At 66.9% G+C, this 17,655-nt stretch carries 22 protein-coding genes; 19 read left to right on the top strand and 3 right to left on the bottom strand.

All coding sequences use genetic code 11. The features are described 5' to 3' along the window. Positions 1-771 carry a motility protein A gene (locus ACTIFS_RS15105; RefSeq protein ID WP_439574944.1) on the bottom strand — a complete coding sequence of 257 codons (771 nt, stop codon included), beginning with the start codon at positions 769-771 and terminating at the stop codon, positions 1-3. Positions 772-977: 206 nt separating this feature from the next. On the opposite strand from ACTIFS_RS15105, the gene ACTIFS_RS15100 reads away from it, so the two are divergent. The 13 genes from ACTIFS_RS15100 to ACTIFS_RS15040 all read left to right on the top strand — a co-directional run bounded on the left by ACTIFS_RS15100 (position 978) and on the right by ACTIFS_RS15040 (position 10,548). Then, a complete protein-coding gene (locus ACTIFS_RS15100; protein WP_439574943.1) occupies positions 978-1,205 on the top strand; it encodes a hypothetical protein in 228 nt (75 codons plus the stop codon). A 101-nt stretch (positions 1,206-1,306) separates the two neighbouring features. Then, positions 1,307-1,951: a glutathione S-transferase family protein gene (locus ACTIFS_RS15095; protein WP_439574942.1), complete on the top strand. Its 645-nt coding sequence runs from the start codon at positions 1,307-1,309 to the stop codon at positions 1,949-1,951. Beyond that, the gene (locus ACTIFS_RS15090) at positions 1,948-2,475 is read left to right on the top strand and encodes a hypothetical protein (RefSeq protein ID WP_439574941.1); all 528 of its coding nucleotides are present in this window, start codon (positions 1,948-1,950) and stop codon (positions 2,473-2,475) included. The genes ACTIFS_RS15095 and ACTIFS_RS15090 overlap by 4 nt, the downstream gene beginning before the upstream one ends. Positions 2,476-2,571: 96 nt before the next feature. After that, positions 2,572-2,916, top strand: coding sequence for an SH3 domain-containing protein (locus ACTIFS_RS15085; protein WP_439574940.1), 345 nt, complete (start codon positions 2,572-2,574; stop codon positions 2,914-2,916). Between the two features lie 7 nt (positions 2,917-2,923). After that, a complete protein-coding gene (locus tag ACTIFS_RS15080; protein ID WP_439574939.1) occupies positions 2,924-4,270 on the top strand; it encodes a hypothetical protein in 1,347 nt (448 codons plus the stop codon). Between the two features lie 111 nt (positions 4,271-4,381). After that, positions 4,382-5,119, top strand: a complete 738-nt coding sequence (gene lepB / locus ACTIFS_RS15075) for a signal peptidase I (protein WP_439574938.1) — start codon at positions 4,382-4,384, stop codon at positions 5,117-5,119. A gap of 7 nt (positions 5,120-5,126) precedes the next feature. After that, positions 5,127-5,861 carry a ribonuclease III gene (rnc, locus tag ACTIFS_RS15070; RefSeq protein ID WP_439574937.1) on the top strand — a complete coding sequence of 245 codons (735 nt, stop codon included), beginning with the start codon at positions 5,127-5,129 and terminating at the stop codon, positions 5,859-5,861. Further along, the gene (gene era, locus ACTIFS_RS15065) at positions 5,834-6,766 is read left to right on the top strand and encodes a GTPase Era (RefSeq protein ID WP_439574936.1); all 933 of its coding nucleotides are present in this window, start codon (positions 5,834-5,836) and stop codon (positions 6,764-6,766) included. Before rnc ends, era begins: the two co-directional genes overlap by 28 nt. A 3-nt stretch (positions 6,767-6,769) precedes the next feature. Then, positions 6,770-7,003 (top strand): DUF1737 domain-containing protein, encoded by a 234-nt coding sequence (locus ACTIFS_RS15060; protein WP_439574935.1) that lies wholly within the window; start codon positions 6,770-6,772, stop codon positions 7,001-7,003. Positions 7,004-7,006: 3 nt separating this feature from the next. Then, on the top strand, positions 7,007-7,717 hold the full coding sequence (gene recO, locus ACTIFS_RS15055; protein ID WP_439574934.1) for a DNA repair protein RecO: 711 nt from the start codon (positions 7,007-7,009) through the stop codon (positions 7,715-7,717). Between the two features lie 93 nt (positions 7,718-7,810). After that, complete coding sequence (serS, locus tag ACTIFS_RS15050) at positions 7,811-9,100, top strand: serine--tRNA ligase (protein WP_439574933.1); 1,290 nt, start codon at positions 7,811-7,813, stop codon at positions 9,098-9,100. Then, positions 9,100-9,882, top strand: a complete 783-nt coding sequence (surE, locus tag ACTIFS_RS15045; RefSeq protein ID WP_439574932.1) for a 5'/3'-nucleotidase SurE — start codon at positions 9,100-9,102, stop codon at positions 9,880-9,882. Before serS ends, surE begins: the two co-directional genes overlap by 1 nt. Positions 9,883-9,888: 6 nt before the next feature. Next, positions 9,889-10,548 carry a protein-L-isoaspartate O-methyltransferase family protein gene (locus tag ACTIFS_RS15040; RefSeq protein ID WP_439574931.1) on the top strand — a complete coding sequence of 220 codons (660 nt, stop codon included), beginning with the start codon at positions 9,889-9,891 and terminating at the stop codon, positions 10,546-10,548. A 15-nt stretch (positions 10,549-10,563) separates the two neighbouring features. On the opposite strand, the gene ACTIFS_RS15035 is transcribed toward ACTIFS_RS15040, so the two are convergent. Both ACTIFS_RS15035 and rimO read right to left on the bottom strand, forming a co-directional pair. Further along, complete coding sequence (locus ACTIFS_RS15035) at positions 10,564-11,235, bottom strand: L,D-transpeptidase (RefSeq protein WP_439574930.1); 672 nt, start codon at positions 11,233-11,235, stop codon at positions 10,564-10,566. A gap of 393 nt (positions 11,236-11,628) precedes the next feature. Next, entirely contained in the window at positions 11,629-12,960 is a 1,332-nt protein-coding gene (rimO, locus tag ACTIFS_RS15030) for a 30S ribosomal protein S12 methylthiotransferase RimO (protein WP_439574929.1), read from the bottom strand. Between the two features lie 463 nt (positions 12,961-13,423). On the opposite strand from rimO, the gene ACTIFS_RS15025 reads away from it, so the two are divergent. From ACTIFS_RS15025 to ACTIFS_RS15000, 6 genes are all read left to right on the top strand, one after another. Further along, on the top strand, positions 13,424-14,650 hold the full coding sequence (locus ACTIFS_RS15025; RefSeq protein WP_439574928.1) for a tyrosine-type recombinase/integrase: 1,227 nt from the start codon (positions 13,424-13,426) through the stop codon (positions 14,648-14,650). Next, entirely contained in the window at positions 14,647-15,180 is a 534-nt protein-coding gene (locus ACTIFS_RS15020) for a hypothetical protein (RefSeq protein ID WP_439574927.1), read from the top strand. Before ACTIFS_RS15025 ends, ACTIFS_RS15020 begins: the two co-directional genes overlap by 4 nt. 108 nt (positions 15,181-15,288) lie before the next feature. Beyond that, on the top strand, positions 15,289-15,498 hold the full coding sequence (locus ACTIFS_RS15015) for a helix-turn-helix transcriptional regulator (protein ID WP_439574926.1): 210 nt from the start codon (positions 15,289-15,291) through the stop codon (positions 15,496-15,498). 71 nt (positions 15,499-15,569) lie between these two features. Continuing rightward, positions 15,570-16,157, top strand: coding sequence for a hypothetical protein (locus tag ACTIFS_RS15010; protein ID WP_439574925.1), 588 nt, complete (start codon positions 15,570-15,572; stop codon positions 16,155-16,157). After that, positions 16,154-17,206: an AAA family ATPase gene (locus ACTIFS_RS15005; RefSeq protein ID WP_439574924.1), complete on the top strand. Its 1,053-nt coding sequence runs from the start codon at positions 16,154-16,156 to the stop codon at positions 17,204-17,206. Before ACTIFS_RS15010 ends, ACTIFS_RS15005 begins: the two co-directional genes overlap by 4 nt. A gap of 201 nt (positions 17,207-17,407) precedes the next feature. Beyond that, positions 17,408-17,617: a hypothetical protein gene (locus ACTIFS_RS15000; protein WP_439574923.1), complete on the top strand. Its 210-nt coding sequence runs from the start codon at positions 17,408-17,410 to the stop codon at positions 17,615-17,617. The last annotated feature ends 38 nt before the right edge of the window (positions 17,618-17,655 follow it).

Raw genomic sequence — 17,655 nt, 5'->3', positions numbered from 1 at the left:
TCAGGCGGCTTCCGCGATCTGATGCCGGTCGTGCGGCGTCAGATAGGCCATGAGCATTTCCTTCACGACCTGCGGGCTCTTCTGGTTCCGGATCTGGATGATGCCGTCGATGATGATCGAGCGCGCAAGATCCTCCTCGGCCATCTTGAGGTGGCATTTGTCGGCGATCGGCAGGCACAGGAAGTTGGACACCACCGCGCCGTAAAGCGTTGCGAGCAGCGCCATGGCCATGATCGGCCCCAGCTTGGACGGATCGGTCATGTTGGCGAACATGTTGACCATGCCGAGGATGGTGCCGACCATGCCGAAGGCCGGGGCACAGTCACCGATGGAGCGATAGACTTTCTGGGCCTCGTCCAGCTGCATGTAGACGTTGTCCTTGTCCGTCTCCATGGCCTGCCGAATGAAGTCGGCGTCGTAGCCGTCGGCGATGTAGCGCACACCCTGTGCGAGGGTCTTGTTCTCGATATTCAGCTGTTCCAGGGCATTGGGACCCTGCTTGCGCGCGACATCGGCGATCTGGGCGATCTGCTCGACCAGTTCGCGCGGATGGGACTGCGGCATGGCAAGCACGGCCTTGAAGCCGGTCGGCAGGCTGTGTGCGATGACGCCGAGCGGAAAGCGCGCCATGGTCGCCACGGCCGAGCCGCCAAAGATGATGATGACGGCATGCTTGTCGAAATACTGCGCGAAATTGCCGCCGTCGATCATGATCAGGCCGACGATCACGCCGACGGCTCCGAGCAGGCCGAGGATTGTTGCGATATCCATCAACGACTCCGCGGAAGACCGCGACTCCTACCTGACGGAACCCTAGGCGAAGGCGCTTAAGAGGCCCTTAAGGTTGAGGGCAGGTTGCCGTTATCGGTGCAACTGGCTGCGGGTCCCGGTCCGGGCCGGTTGCGGCCCGCACCCGATGGCGGCTAAACGCTTGTCTGCTGTCACAGCCCGCGCCTGACCTTTGGAGGCCATCCGCCATGAAGTCTGTTCCGGCCGCCCTCCTTGCCGCCGTCGCCATCTCGTTCCTCGCCGGGTGCGGCACATTCCAGTCGCAGGCGCCTTCGGAACCGCCGCCGCCACCGCCGGCCAACGCGCCGCCGCCGCCGCTGCCGCCGGATCCGGCTCTCGGCCCGCATGGACAGCCGCAGGAGGAGACGTCCCGTCGCGGACGGCGCCCCGCTGAGCCGCAGCGCTCGACCTGGTAGGCTTCGGGGCAGGGCTGGTGCGCCTGTCGGACCGCCTCGATTTTGACAAGAGCGACCGATCCATTGGTTTTTCGTGATCTGACCACGCAGGAGCGCCGCGCTTGGCCGACTACCGCCTTCATTGCTTCGCCCAGTCCGGCAACGCCTACAAGGTTGCCCTGACGCTGTCGCTGGCCGGCCTGGACTGGGAGCCGGTGGCGGTCGACTACTTTTCCGGCGAGACCCGGGGTGCCGACTGGCGGGGCGGGGTCAATGCCATGGGCGAGGTTCCCGTGCTCGAACATGCCGGGCGCCGTCTGACCCAGTCGGGCGCGATCCTGACCTATCTCGCCCGGCGATCGGGGCAGTTCGGCCCGATCGACGAGGACGAGGAGCTGGAAATCCTCCGCTGGATCCTGTTCGACAACCACAAGTTCACCAGCTATTTCGCCACCCACCGCTTCCTGTTCTCGCTGGCGGGCAAGCCGGCCGACCCGGCCGTGCTGTCCTTTCTCAGGGCGAGAACGGACGCAGCGCTCGGGGTGGCCGAGGCCCACCTGGCGGCGCATGACTTCATTGTCGGCGACCGGCCGACCATCGCGGACATCTCGCTGGCGGGCTACATGTTCTATCCCATCGCGGAGACCGGCTACGATCTCGCCGCGTCCCATCCGGCCATCCATGCCTGGCGCGAGCGGATCGCGGCCATGCCCGGCTGGAAACCTCCCTATGACATGATGCCGGTGGCGCAGGCGGCAAACACATGAGTTTTCACGCTATGGTTCCTGCGATGCCGCGCCTCGCCGCCTGTCTCGCGATGGCCCTGACGCTGGGTGCCTGCATGGGCACCGGTCCCACCACCTCGCAAGCGCCGGCAACGGCCGTGCCCGTGCCGGTCGTGACGCAGAGCGCGCTGCCGCCGGCCGGCGCCGCGCAGGGCCCGGCCGTGGCTGCCGCCGGAGAAGTGCCGCTGACCGGGCGCGCCTCCTCCTCGCCCTCCAGTTCCATGGCGCTCGCCCCCGGCGCGCGACAGAGTGTCAGCCTGACCAATGTCTCGCGGACCTCGACCGGCGCCTCGTCGTCCGGCAATGCCCTGGGCGGCACGCTGGTGTCCGGGCAATCGGCGGGCGCCATTCCGACGGTGGTGGACCGGAACCGGGAGCCGCCGCGCTACCGCCACGCCGCGCCGCGCGACACGATGGGGCCGGGAACCGCGCCGCCCATCGTCGCCCCCGAGTTGCGCGACACCACCGGCAATACCCTGCGAAACCGGCAGCGCGTCCAGTTCTGAAACGGCGGAAACGGGACCAGCTGGGGCGCGCCATGGCGGCGCAATGACGCGGGCGCAGAGACGGGGCCATCGAAGCCCCTTGCCGCAGGACCCATCGTGTCACGGACCCGTTTCATCCTTGCCCTTGCCGGCCTGGCCGCGTGCTCGCCACCCGCCGCCGCGTCCTCCATCGTGGCCGGCGTGCCGACCGACATCCAGGCCCCGATCTACTGCTACGTGAAGCGCACGCCCGACGGCTTCGTCGCCCTTCGCGCAGGTCCCTCGGCCAGCCATCGCATGGTGACGCGCATGCGCCCCGGCGAGGAACTGTTCATCGAGGGGACCGTGTCCGGCGAGTGGCGCCGGGTCGACCTGATGCGGCGGACGGGCCGCGACGACGGCTATTTCGGACCCGGCCACCAGGGCTGGATGCATTCGCGCTTCATCGAACGCTGCTACTGAGGTCCCCATGGTGCGTCCGGCCTGCCTCGTTGCCGTCCTCGGGCTGCTGACCGCCGCGGGCCTGCCTGCCACGGTGGCTCTCGCCCAGCCGTCCCTGCCGGCCTGCTCCCTCGGCGAGGCCGACTGGCGCCAGGACAGGACCTTCCTCGAAAGTCGCCATCCGGCGATCCGGCACCAGCCGGTGGCTCCGCTGGCTTGCAGGACCGTCGAGGTCGTCACCGAGCCCGTGGGGACCGATCGCCTGCGGGTTCTCCGCGCCAGGGTGTTCGAGACGCGGGGCGATGGGGAGGGAATCCAGCAGGGCGTGAACCTCATCGTGCTGTCGCGACTGGCCGGCGATGCGGAAAAGGTCCTCGGCCGCTTTCTTGTGCCCTATGACGTCTCCCGCGACGCGCCGGCATTCTTCCCGACGGTCCAGGCGGTGGGCGACGCCATCGTCGTGCATCTGGGCGACTCGGTCGCTACCGCCTACCGGATCGCAGGAGACCGGGTCGTGCCCTTCGATTCGCACGCCTGGGCCGCCAGTGCCTTTCCTGCCGCCGGACCGGGCTGGGTTCCCGGCCGGGTGCGCAAGGTGAATTTTGCCAGCATGGAGGGCTTCGTCTCGCTCTACCGCGCCGGCTCCGACGATCCCGCAACGCCCGGTTCCGCCTATGACGGCGGCGGGCGGGTGGTGCGGGCCGCGCTGGCCTTCGACGGCGACCGGCTGGTTGCGCGGGGGGCGGCAGTTGTCGATCACGGCGTCCTGCAGGATGTGGAAGAGACCGTCGAGATCGTCGAGGCGCAGGAGGCGGCCGATCTGGCGCGCCGGCGGCTGCCTGCCGGCACGGAGCCCTGCATGCTGTCTGCATGGTCGGTCGATCCGGACCCTTCGGGGCTGAACGTGCGGGCCGGACCCTCGCCACGGTCACGGGTCCTCGGCCGCGTGCCGCCCGCCTGGACCACTCCGGGGCGGGACGGCGAGCCGGGAGAGACCTATCGCGCCGAGTTCGAGATCGTCGGCTATCGCGATGGCTGGTTCCTCATTCGCGGCATCAAGGCGCCGGGTGTGGATTATGGCGAACGCTATCCGCGCTCGCGCCCGCAGCCCTATCGTGGCCAGGGCTGGGTCGCGGCACGGCTTGTGGGCGCGGCCCTGGCCAATGGCGGACTTCCGGCCGGCAACCTCTACCAGGCACCCAACCGCCATTCGGCCAGCCGCGAGGTCCGCCGGGCCGATGGGGAGAGGATCTCGACGGGCGACATTGTCCAGGCTCTGCATGCCTGTTCGGGCCGCTGGGGCCTCATCGGGATCGAGGGCGCGCGCGGCTGGTGGAACGGCCTCTGCTCCAACCAGGTGACGAACTGCAGCTGATCCCTACGTTGATCCCTTTGCGCCGGCTCAGTCGTGCGACCACGTGTCGTTGCGCAGGGGCCGGAAGCCGGGCTATAGGGCGGGTCTTCATCGATGACGGGTGCGGCGCGCGTGGCAAACGACAACAAGGGCGGACTGGGCGAAACGGTCCGCGTGGTGATCCACGCGCTGCTGATCGCCCTGGTGATCCGCACATTCCTGTTCCAGCCGTTCAACATTCCGTCGGGGTCCATGAAGGAAACCCTGCTGATCGGCGACCACCTGTTCGTGTCGAAATATGCCTATGGCTATTCGCGCTACTCGATCCCGTTCTCCCCGAACCTGTTCTCGGGGCGCATCTGGGGCGCCGAGCCGAAGCGCGGCGACGTCGTGGTGTTTCGCCTGCCGCGCGAGCCGGACGTCGACTACATCAAGCGGGTGATCGGGCTGCCGGGCGAGCGCATCCAGATGATCGCCGGCCAGGTCCATATCAACGGCGTGCCTGTCGAACGGGAGCGCATCACCGATTTCGCCGATACCGAAGACGGTCGTCAGGTGATCACGCGCCGCTACCGGGAAACCCTTCCCAACGGTGTCAGCTTCACGACGCTCGACCTCTACGAGAACGGCTTCTACGACAACACCCCGGTCTATCAGGTGCCTCCCGGACACATCTTCGTGATGGGCGACAACCGCGACAATTCCACCGACAGCCGCGTTCTCAGCCAGGTCGGGCCGATCCCGATGGATCATCTTGTCGGCCGCGCGGAGGTCCTGTTCTTCTCCGTGGAGGAGGGCGAGCGGGCCTGGGCCTTCTGGCGCTGGCCCTGGGCAGCCCGCTGGTCCCGTATCGGCAGCCTCGTGAGGTAGACGGCCCTTGGCCCCCGGCCGCAAGGCGAAGGCACAACGCGAAGGCCTTGAGGCGATCGAGGCCCGGATCGGTCACGCCTTTGCCGACCGGGAACTGCTCGCGCGGGCCCTGACCCATCCGAGCGCGCTGAACGGGCCGGACAAGCGTGAGAAAAGCTATCAGCGGCTTGAGTTCCTCGGCGACCGGGTTCTTGGCCTCGCCGTCTCGGACATGCTCTTCCAGTCCATGCCGCAGGAGGATGAAGGCGCCCTGTCGCGGCGGCTGTCCGATCTCGTACGCGCCGAGACATGCGCCGACATCGCTGCCCGCCTTGATCTCGGAGCCGGGGTTCGCGTCGGTCCGACCGAGAGCCAGGCGGCTGTCGGCCGGCGGGCCGGCGTTCTCGCCGACCTGTGCGAGGCAGTGATCGGGGCGATCTATCTGGATGCCGGATGGGGCGCCGCCCAGGCCTTCGTGGCGCGCAACTGGCAGGACCGGCTGGCCGCCGGCGCGCCGGTGCAGCGCGACGCCAAGAGCGCCCTGCAGGAATGGGCGCAAGGCCGGGGCCTTGCCACGCCGGTCTATCGCGTGGTCGAACGGTCAGGGCCTGACCATGCGCCAGTTTTCACCATGGCCGTGACCATTCCCGGCCTCCCCGACGGGATGGGGCAGGGCGCAGCCAAGCGTCAGGCGGAAATCGGGGCTGCGACCGCCGTGCTCGTCCGGGAGGGCGTGTGGCCGGCAGCGGAGGAAAAGGCGTGAACGAAACCGGGACCCGTTGCGGGTTCGTCGCCATCATCGGCGCCCCCAATGCCGGCAAGTCGACGCTGGTCAACGCGCTGGTCGGCGCCAAGGTCACGATCGTCTCGCACAAGGTGCAGACGACCCGCGCCCTGATCCGCGGCATTGCCATGGAGGGGGCGTCCCAGATCATCCTGGTCGACACGCCCGGGCTGTTCGCGCCCCGGCGGCGGCTGGACCGCGCCATGGTGACGGCGGCATGGGGCGGGGCGGCCGATGCCGATCAGGTGGTCGTGCTGATCGACGCCAAGAAAGGCATCGACGAGTCGGTCGATGCGATTGTCGACAAGCTCGGCGGCATGCGCCAGCCGAAGGACCTCGTCCTCAACAAGGTGGATCTGGTCGAGCGGCCGAAGCTGCTGGACCTCGCGCGGGACCTGAACGCACGCGTGACGTTCAACAAGACCTTCATGGTCTCGGCCCAGACCGGTTCGGGCGTGGCGGACCTGAAACGCCACTTGGCGGCCACGGTCCCGGCGGGTCCCTGGCACTATCCCGAGGATGAGATTTCCGATCTTCCGGCGCGCATGCTGGCGTCCGAGATCACCCGCGAGAAGCTCTACAACCGCCTCCACGACGAACTGCCCTACGATTCGACGGTGGAGACGGAGAGCTACGAGGAGCGCAAGGACGGCTCCATCCGCATCGAGCAAACCGTCTATGTGGTGCGCGAAGGCCAGCGCAAGATCATGCTCGGCAAGAACGGGGAGACGATCAAGGTCATCTCCAAGTCCGCCCGGGAGGAACTGGAAAAGCTGTTCGAGACGCGCGTGCACCTGTTCCTGTTCGTCAAGGTGCGCGAGAACTGGGGTGACGAGCCCGAGCGCTACGAGCGCATGGGGCTGGATTTTCCGAAAGGCAGGTGAGTGATGCTGTCCGTCCGCGCGAAGAAGACCACCACGCTGTATCGCTATCTGACCGGCCCGGACGATGCGGCCTTCTGCCACCGCGTGTCCGAGGCGATCAACAGGGGCTGGCAGCTCTATGGCCAGCCGACGCTCACCTTCGATGCCGCCAAGGGCCGGGTCATCTGCGGCCAGGCGATCGTGCGGGAGGTCGAGGATGTGGAGTACTCGCCCGACCTGAAGCTCTCCGACTACTGATCCATGCAATGGACCGATGACGGCGTCGTTCTCGGCACCCGCGCCCATGGCGAATCGTCGGTCATCCTGGAACTGTTCACGCGGCGCCACGGGCGTCACCTCGGCCTCGTTCGCGGAGGACGCTCGCGCCGCCAGCAGCCGGTCCTGCAGCCTGGCAACACGGTCCATGCCAGCTGGAATGCGCGGCTTGACGAGCATCTGGGCGCCTATGTCATCGAGGCGGGAACCTCCCGTGCCGCGCGCCTGATGGAAGCGAGGGCAGGGGTTGCCGGCATCACCCTGATCGCGGCCATCGCCCGGCTGATGCCGGAGCGCGAGCCCCATGAGGGGCTGTTCGAGGCGCTTGAACTGATTGCCGACGCGCTGCCCGAGGTGGCGGTTGCGGCTCCCCTGATCGTCCGGCTGGAACTGGAAGTGCTGCAGGACCTCGGGTTCGGCCTCGACCTCGAGGCTTGCGTGGCTACCGGAGCGACCGAGGACCTGATCTATGTCTCGCCGAAATCGTCGCGCGCGGTGTCCCGGCAGGCAGGCGAGCCCTGGAAGGATCGCCTCCTGCCCCTGCCGGCCTTCCTGCGCGGGGGGAGTGGCGCGGATGTCGCGGCGATCCGCGACGGCTTCCGGCTGACGGGCCATTTCCTCTCCCGCCACGTCTACGAGGCGCGCGGACTTGCCATGCCGGATGCCCGCGAGGCCTTCATCCGCCTCATCGCCTGACCGGCCGGCTTGCCATCCCCCGCACCCTCGCTTAAGCCGCTCCGGCGGCCGTCCCTCCCGCCCGAGTCACGCTGGCGGCCGCGCGAGACCGCCATGCACGACATCCGCTGGATCCGAGACAATCCCGATGCCTTCGACGCGGGCCTGCGCGCGCGCGGACGCGAGCCGCTTGCCGCATCGCTGGTCGCGCTCGACGATGCCCGCAAGGCGGCTGTCTCCACCCTCCAGGCCGCGCAGGAGCGGCGCAATTCCGCCTCGAAGGAGATCGGCCAGGCCATGGCCGCCAAGGACATGGCGCGCGCCGACGCACTGAAGGCCGAGGTGACGGGACTCAAGGATCGCATGGCCGAGGCGGAGGCGGCCGAGAAGCAGGCCAGTGCGGATCTGACGGCCGCCCTCGAGGTCATCCCCAACCTGCCGGCCGCCGACGTGCCGCTCGGGGCAGACGAAAGCGCCAATGTCGAGCGCCACCGCTTCGGCGCGCCGCGGCAGATGAACTTTGCCCGCGAGCATTTCGAGCTTGGCGAGGCGCTCGGCTTCATGGACTTCGAGGCCGCTGCCAGGCTCTCCGGTTCGCGGTTCGTGGTGCTCAGGAGCCAGTTGGCGCGCATGGAGCGGGCGCTGGCCCAGTTCATGCTCAACCTGCATACGGACACGCACGGCTATACCGAGGTCAGCCCGCCGGTGCTGGTGCGCGATCACGTCGTTTATGGCACGGGCCAGTTGCCGAAGGCGGCCGACGACATGTTCGTCACGCGCGAGGGCTTCTGGCTGACGCCGACGGCCGAGGTGACGCTGACCAATATGGTGGCGCAGGAGATCGTCGCCGAGGATGTGCTGCCGCTGCGGCTGACCGCTGCCACACCCTGTTTCCGGTCGGAAGCGGGAGCCGCCGGCCGCGATACGCGCGGCATGCTGCGTCAGCACCAGTTTCTCAAGGTGGAGCTTGTCTCCATCACCGCCCCCGAACAGTCGGTCGACGAGCACGAGCGCATGCTTGCCTGCGCCGAGGAGGTGCTCAAGCAGCTCGATCTGGCCTATCGTGTCGTGACGCTGTCGACCGGCGACATGGGCTTCTCCGCCCGCAAGACCTACGACATCGAGGTCTGGCTGCCGGGGCAGAAGGCGTTCCGCGAGATTTCCTCCTGCTCGAACTGCGGCGACTTCCAGGCCCGGCGCATGAACGGCCGGTTCCGGCCGAAGGCGACCGACAACCGTGCCGCGGCGCCGCAATTCGTCCATACGCTGAATGGCTCCGGGGTCGCGGTCGGCCGTGCGCTGATCGCGGTGATGGAGACCTACCAGGACGAGGGCGGTGCCATCGCCATTCCCGACGTCCTCCAGCCCTTCATGGGCGGACTGAAACGGATCGAGAAAAGCTGATGCGCATTCTGGTCACCAATGACGACGGCATCCACGCGCCGGGCCTGGTCACGGCCGAGCGGATCGCCCGGGCGCTTTCCGACGATGTCTGGGTGGTGGCGCCGGAGACCGACCAGTCAGGCGTCTCGCATTCGCTGTCGCTGAACGATCCCTTGCGCCTGCGCGAGATTTCCGAACGGCATTTCGCCGTGAAGGGCACGCCGACCGACTGCGTGATCATGGCGGTGAAGCACATTCTCGCCGGCGAGCCGCCGGACCTTGTGCTGTCCGGGGTCAATCGCGGCCAGAATGTTGCCGAGGACATCACCTATTCCGGCACGATCGCGGGCGCGATCGAGGGCACCATCCTTGGCATCAAGTCGATCGCCCTGTCACAGGCCTATGGTCCCGAGAGCCGCCATATCGTGCCCTACGAGACGGCCGAGGCGCACGGACCGGGGCTCATCCGCACCATTCTCGAGGAAGGGATGCGGGCGGGTTCGCTCATCAACATCAACTTTCCCAACCGAAGCCCCGGCGACGTGCGCGGCGTGCAGGTGACGGCGCAGGGCCGGCGCGATCAGGAGATCCTGACCATCGACCCGCGCCATGACGGGCGCGGCAATCCCTATTACTGGATCGCCTTCGTCCGGAACCGTCAGCGGGTCGAGAACGGCACCGATATCTGGGCGCTGTCCGAGGGCTATATCTCGGTGACGCCGCTGGAGATCAATCTCACCGACGAGCCGATGATGACGCGCCTTGCGGCGGTCTTTGCCGGCGACCGGCCGCCGGGCGGCTGAGCCGAGATGAACGAGGCGCCGGGTCCCGAGCACTTCCGAGCCGCGGCCGAATTCGTCCTCATGCTGCGCCATTCCGGGCTCGCGGGCACGCGCGTGCTGCGCGCCATGGAACAGGTGCCGCGCGTGCCGTTCCTGGACCCGTCGCTGTTCGCGCTGGCCGACGAGGACATCGCGCTGCCCATCGGCTGCGGCCAGACCCTGCTGGCACCCACCCTGACCGCGGCGATGATCGGTGCGCTCGACGTGGAGCCCGGCCATCGGGTGCTGCATGTCGGGACGGGGACCGGCTATGTGGCAGCGATCCTCGGCCGGCTGGCGGCGAGCGTGGTGACGGTGGAGCGGTGGCGCTCGCTGGCGGATGCGGCCCATCTGCGCCTGCGGACGCTCGGATACGCGATGGTGGAGGTGGTGTTCGGCGACGGGCTGGAGGGGTTTCCGCCGCGCGCGCCCTATGATCGCATCCTGCTGACCTGCGCCATCGACGAACTGCCGTCCGGTCTTCTGGCCCAGCTCGCCCGGGACGGCGTGGTCGTCGCGGCCTTCGGCCAGGGCGGCGGTGCCAAGGAGATCGTCCGCCTTGCCCGGGTGCCGCACGGTTTCGACCGGCAGGTGATCACCACCGGGCCGGTCGATCCTGCCGCAAGCGGCACGGCCCGCCGTCTCTGACGGGCCGGTGCCTTGTCAGGCCATGGCCGGGGAGCCCGAGGGCAGCACGATGGCGGTCGCCCCGACCGGCACGCGGTTGAACAGGTCGATGATGTCCTGGTTCAGGAAGCGGATGCAGCCCGAGGACACCTGCGTGCCGATCGTCCAGGGCTCGGTCGTGCCGTGCAGGCGATACAGCGTGTCGCGATTGCCGCGATAGAGATAGAGCGCCCGCGGACCGAGCGGGTTCTCCGGTCCGCCCGGCAGGCCGCCGGCGAAGGGACCGTAGCGCTCCGGCTCGCGGCGGATCATCTCCTGGGTCGGCGTCCAGCGCGGCCAGGCGGCCTTGCGGCCGATGGTGGCAACGCCCGTCAGGTTGAAGCCCTCTTCCTTGCCGACGCCGACGCCGTAGCGCAGGGCGCGGTTGCCCTCCAGCACCAGATAGGCAAAGCGCGAGGTCGGATCGACGACGATCGTGCCCGGATATTCGGGACCCCGATAGGCCACCTCGCGGCGCAGGAACTGCTCCTCCACCTTGGCAAGATCGATGGCGGGAACCGGATGCGGTTCGCCCGGCACCTCCGCATACATGGCGGTGTAATAGGGGTCGAAGCGCGGCGTCTCCAGCGCCAGTTCCTCGCGCCGCGCCGTGCAGGCGCCAAGCACCAGGGGTGCTCCCAGAACGAAGTGGCGGCGATGCAGTGTCATCAGTGTCCTCGACATGTGCCGGCCTCTGCAGACGTGCATTGGCCATGAACCGGAGCGCGGGTCGTTACCACCCACGGAAGGCCGCAAACATGACGAAACCGTGAGCCCGGATACGCGGCGACAACACTGTTGCTGCACTGCATCACCGGGCCATGATCCAGTCAGCTGGTGGCCACAGAGTTGCCGTGGACTGTGCCAGAGGAAGGTTAATGCATGGCGACTGAACGCTTAACGCCGCGACGGGTTCGCCGGTTCCTGCCGGCCGGCTATTTGTTCAAGCGCGTCGTTGCGCGACCGGACCGGCTCGCCGCGCCCCATGTCGGAGGCCGGGCGCTTGGCCGATAGTCAGCCCGGGCCGTTCCGCATCATGGCGGTCTATGTGGTGCCGCCGCCTCAGAGCGCGGCGTAGAGATCGTATTCGCTGGCGCGGTCGATCTTCACGGTGACCAGTTCGCCGACCTGCAGCCGGCGCTTCGTATGGATGAACACCGAGCCGTCGATCTCTGGCGCGTCGCCCTTCGAGCGCGCCTTCACGACGGTCGGCCCGACCTCGTCGATGATGACCTGCTGACGGCTGCCGACCTTCCGCTTCAGGCGGCGGGCCGAGATCTCCGCCTGCTTCTTCATGAACCGGTGCCAGCGCCGTTCCATGACCTCGGGCGGCACATGGTCGGGCAGGGCGTTGGAGGTTGCGCCCGCCACGGGCTCGTATTTGAAGCAGCCGACCCGGTCGAGACCGACCTCGTCCAGCCAGTCGAGGAGGAAGTCGAATTCCTCCTCGGTCTCGCCGGGAAATCCGGTGATGAAGGTCGAGCGGATCGTCAGGTCCGGGCACATCTCCCGCCAGTTGCGGATGCGCTCGGCGGTCTTTTCCTGATGGGCCGGGCGCTTCATGCGGCGCAGCACGTCGGGATGGGCGTGCTGGAACGGAATGTCGATATAGGGCAGCACCTTGCCCTCGGCCATCAGCGGGATGACCTCGTCGACATGCGGATAGGGGTAGACATATTGCAGTCGCACCCAGACGCCGAGCTCGCCGAGCGCCTGAGCCAGGTCGAGGAACTTCGTGCGCCACGTGCGGTCGCGCCATTGGCTCTCGGCATATTTGACATCGATCCCGTAGGCCGAGGTGTCCTGGCTGATGACCAGCAGTTCCTTCACGCCGGCCGCGACCAGCTTTTCGGCCTCGCGCATCACCTCGCCGAGCGGGCGGGAGACCAGGTCGCCGCGCAGTTTCGGGATGATGCAGAAGGTGCAGCGGTTGTTGCAGCCCTCGGAAATCTTCAGATAGGCGTAGTGGCGCGGTGTCAGCCGGATGCCCTGCGGCGGCACGAGGTCGAGGAACGGGTCGTGCTTCGGCGGCGCAGCCTCATGGACGGCGGCAAGCACGTTTTCATATTGCTGCGGTCCGGTGATGGCGAGCACGGAGGGATGGGCCGCGCGGATCTGCTCGGGCTCGGCGCCCATGCAGCCGGTGACGATGACCCGGCCGTTCTGCTTCAGCGCGTCGCCGATGGCGGCGAGGCTCTCGGCCTTGGCGCTGTCGAGGAAGCCGCAGGTGTTGACCAGCACGAGGTCGGCGCCCTGATGCGTGCGCGACAGCTCATACCCTTCCGCGCGCAGCCGCGTGATGATCCGTTCGGAATCGACCAGCGCCTTCGGGCAGCCGAGCGAGACGAAGGAGATTTTCGGTGCGGCCCGGTCAGGGGCCTCGACATCGCTCATGGCGGGGTCCGGCGAAGGCGCGGTCAGGACGCGGGAAGCGCCGCACATAGGCCAAGGCGCGGCCGATCACAAGGCTTCAGGCCGTTTCAGGGCGGCGCTGGGCCGTTCGGAACCGTGCCGTCGTCACCCCGGGGCGCCGGAAACCGCCGCATGCAAGCCAATGGCGGAGAGGGAGGAACGAAGTCCGAACCCGACGCATGGCGCGCAACTGCGCGACCGGCCGAGAGGCCGCCCCCGCGGAGGCGTTGAGCGAAGCGAAACCGCCGTGAGCGAGACAATGGCGGAGAGGGTGTCCATTTTTGGCCAATCTACGGGGGTCCACCTGCATCCATAACTTGTGTTTTCTCAACGACTTGTGGCATGGTCAGCCGTCTATCGGCGTCCCTCGAAAACCACGTGAAGCCAAGGGGCGATTGTGGGTAAGGTTGCGGGCACTGAGAGTTAGACGGAGAAAAGCCGGGTTGTGGGTAGGGGAAATCTAACTGCACTCAAGATTGCCGCGCTTTCGACGCCGGGCCGATATGGCGACGGCGGCGGGCTTTATCTCCAGGTTGCCAAGGGCGGCACGAAGGCATGGCTTTTTCGTTTCATGCTGGACGGGCGCGCTAGGCAGATGGGTTTAGGCCCGGTGGAACTCGTAAGCCTCGCCCAAGCCCGCGAGAAGGCCATACAGGCCCGACAGCTTCTCCTCGACGGCATCGACCCTATCGACGCCCGCGATGCCGCACGCGAGGCCCGCCGCGCCGAGAAGGCGTCTGCCATCACGTTCAAGGAAGCCGGCGCCCGATACGTCGCAACGCACCGGGCCGGCTGGAAAAATGCGGTGCATGTCCGACAATGGGAGCAAACCCTCGAAACCTACTGCGACCCGATCCTCGGCAGCGTCTCCGTCGCCGAGGTCAACGTCGGCATGGTGCTGAAGGTGCTGGAGCCGATCTGGCTCGACAAGCACGAAACCGCGAGTCGGCTTCGCGGCCGGCTGGAAGCCATCCTCGACTGGTCGACGGCGCGCGGCTACCGGAAGGGCGACAACCCTGCACGGTGGCGCGGGCACCTTGAAAACCTTCTGCCCCGCATCAGCCGGGCTAAGCGGATCAAGGGCCATGCGGCACTTCCCTATGAAGAGGCGCCCGCGTTCATGCATGCCCTGCGAGCGCGGAACGACGTGTCATCGCGTGCGCTGGAGTTCCTGATCCTCACAGCGGCCCGCACCGGCGAGGTCATCGGCGCCCGGTGGTCTGAGGTCAACGTGGCAGAGAAAGTCTGGACTGTGCCAGCTGAGCGGATCAAGGCGGGCCGGGAGCATAGGGTTCCGCTGTCCGACCGTGCGCTCGAAATCCTGCGGACGGTGCCAACGGAGGGAGACTTCATCTTTCCGGGCCGTGCGAAAGGCGCTGGTCTCTCGAACATGGCCCTTTTGGGCACGTTGAAGCGCATGGGTCGCGAGGACCTGACGGCGCACGGGTTTCGCTCGACATTCAGGACTTGGGCGGGCGAGCGCACAAACTTCGCCCGCGAGGTCGCCGAGCAATCGCTTGCACACGTCGTCGGCGATGCGGTGGAGCGGGCCTATGCGCGCGGCGATCTATTCGAGAAGCGGCGGCGTCTGATGTCGGCATGGGCCGGCTATCTGGCGACGGAGGTAACGGCTGGCGAGGTCGTTGCGATTCACGGGGGGCTGGGTAGATGAAAGTCGAGGAAGTTCTTCGGTGGCCTTTGCACGAAGTTATTGCGCGACAGTCTGAGGCCGATGCAGAAAACCGCGGAATGCAATCAACCGCACCAATATACCGGCACGCTGCTGCGCAAAGGATTTCTGCACTAGAGCAAGCGTTCAGAAACGGCGACAAATATGCGCTAATGAAAACGATTGAAGTCTGCGCTTTGCATGAATTCGTAGTGCCTGACTGGGCATCAAAGGCCTATATCGAAGCTTTCCGCAGTATCGAACGCATGAAGGTAAGATCATGGGATCAGGCTTTCGGCCCCCCATTTAAAAAGGGGGTTCACCTTCACGAAGCCGCGCAACGCCAACGACTTGCGCCAGCGGTATTCGCAGAGGTTCGCGAAGTTCTCGCGCTTGATCCAGCCTCGCCCATAGACGATGGGCTGTTCGAACAGGTTGGAAAGCGGTTTGGGATCGGCAAGACCCTAGCCAAGGAGCTCTACTACGAAAGACAGAGCTTCTACGAAGCCTATTTCTCGCAGAAATCCCCCTAACGCTCGATTCCCTGCCGCCAATTTCTGAAATTTGGCGGCAATACCGTCGCGCCACTGTCAGCCATCGTCGTCCCTGTGAGGCCGCCCCACGGCCAAGAGGGACGCACGATGAACAACATGCTTCGCCGCGAGGAAGTCACCCGGCGCACGGGATTGGCCCGTTCTACGATCTATAAATTGGCTGGCCTTGGGCAGTTCCCACGACCGGTCAAGATCACGGGCCGGGCATCCGGCTGGCTCGAAACCGAAATCGACGCATGGCAGAAGTCCCGGCTCGCCGAGCGCGACGGCAAGACCCGCCAGACTGAGGCCGCGTAATGCAGCGGCTTGAACGGGGGCCGCCCGAAAACAGCAGCGCCGGCCTGGGGACTAGCCAGACCGGCGCTGAGATGCAGAAGCAAGGGCAGCTTCATCCCGGAGAATATCCCGCCGGGCCTGACCTCGCAACTGCGCTGGACGAGTTCGAGGGCCGCGCGTTCGTCAATCAGTGCCTCCGCGATCCCGATCTTGCGCGGCACGGCATCCCGGCCGACCTGCCGATGATCGTCACACGCATCCGCTGGACGTGGGCGAGCCGCTGGACCTTCGCTGATGAAGGCGAGGGCGAGTTTGGCGCCGTCGTCGTGGTGCAGGACGAGGGCGAACCGCTTGACCTCGCCGCATGGTCGCCTGCCGATCCCAGCCGCTGGGGCTTCATGTTCGGGGCCGCCGTGGCGCTGGGGCTGGAGCGGATCGACCATGCCGGCAGCTACACATGGGATACGCCTTTGCCCGTGTTCCGGACGCCGCTGGGCTGGGCGAAGGCGGGCGGGAAGGGGGCCTGCTTCAAGCACGATCATGACCTGCGGCTCCTCGAACGGGCGCACGGCCGCATCGTCTGCGAGGATCGCGACCACGCCCTGACCGTGGCGCGCTGGGCTTGCCTGTCGCCGTTCATGTCGGCCGACCGGATCGGCTTCCGGAGGGCAGCGGTATGAACGATTTCACGCCCGTGGCGGATTTGCCGGAGTTTGATCCGGCGGCCCCGGCCCCCAAACCGAAACCGCCCGAGTCCTTCGGGATCAGTTTTGCGAGCCTGCGTCACAAGACGTTCCCGCCCGTGCGCTGGATTGTGCCGGACATCCTGCCGGAAGGTTGCACCATCCTCGCCAGCCGTCCGAAGCTCGGCAAAAGTTGGCTGGCGCTCGATGCGGCCATTGCGGTCGCACGCGGCGGGTTCGTGCTGGGCGACAAGCGCTGCCCGGAGGGCGACGCGCTCGTTCTGTCGTTGGAGGACAACGAAAGGCGCCTGCGGTCGCGTGGCTTTAAGCTGCTTGGCCACGATGACTGGCCGGCACGGCTGACGGTAGCCACGGAATGGCCGCGTGCTGATCAGGGCGGCATCGCCAAGTTGGAGCGTTGGGCGAAGTCAGTTGCCGATCCGCGACTGATCGTCATCGACGTGCTGGCCGGCTTCCGCGCGCCGGTCTCCGACCGTGCGAACGGCTATGGCACCGACTATGCGGCCATCGCAGAGTTGCGCGACCTTGCGAACCGGCTGGGGCTTGCCGTCCTTCTCATCCACCACGTGAGGAAGGGTGAGGCGACGGACCCCGGCGACTTGGTGTCGGGGACGTTGGGCTTGACCGGGGCTGCCGACGCAACGCTGGTCTTGTCACGGACGGCGGAGAAGGGCGCCACGCTCTACGGCCGGGGCCGCGACCTTGCCGAGATCGACCTCGCGCTGGACTGGTCTCAGGACGCCTGCCGCTGGACCATCAAGGGCGCCACGGCTGAGGTGATGCGGTCGGACCAGCGAAACATGATCCTGGCCGCTATCGAGGAAAACGGCTCCCCGATGACGCCGAATGACATTGCGAGCGTTACCGCCATTCGGGGAGGTAACGTTCGCCGGCTCATCGGCAAGATGGTCCGTGATGGGCAATTGAGGAAGGAAGGACGGTCCCTCTACGCCATCGGTAACACCGGTAACGCCGGTAACGCGTCGGACGATCCTCTTGAATTTGAAGGGGAAAGTGATGAATGACGTTGTTACCGCAGGAGAGATGACCGGTAACGGTAGCCGGCGCTCAACCTTCGCCGTGCCGCTGATCGTTACCGCTGTTACCGCTGTTACCGGGGGGCGAGGGTCAAGTCTGGTCGCGGCCGTCTCCGGACCGTCGCGGGCAGTAAATCTTCGGCGTTTGCAAATTGCCGTTCTGGCCGTGCCAATCCAGCGAGGCCGGCCATGAGCGCGGCTGACCGTGCCCGCCGATATCGCGAACGGCGGCGCGAGGGCATCGAGGTTTACCGCGTCCCGGTTCGCGACTGCATCGCCGTGGTGCTTGTCGAGCTTGGCGAACTGCACCCGAACAAGAGCGACGACCGGGCCGCCGTCGAAGCGGCGCTGGCGCGGTTCCTTGAGCGGCTGGCGCTTGTCGATCTTCACGAGACCTGACCGTCACGCGTGACGACGCGGCCCGTGAAAACCTGCGA

The sequence above is a fragment of the Phreatobacter sp. genome (assembly GCF_051860605.1).
Lineage (GTDB): Bacteria > Pseudomonadota > Alphaproteobacteria > Rhizobiales > Phreatobacteraceae > Phreatobacter.
This window is presented reverse-complemented; position numbering and strand designations above follow the sequence as displayed.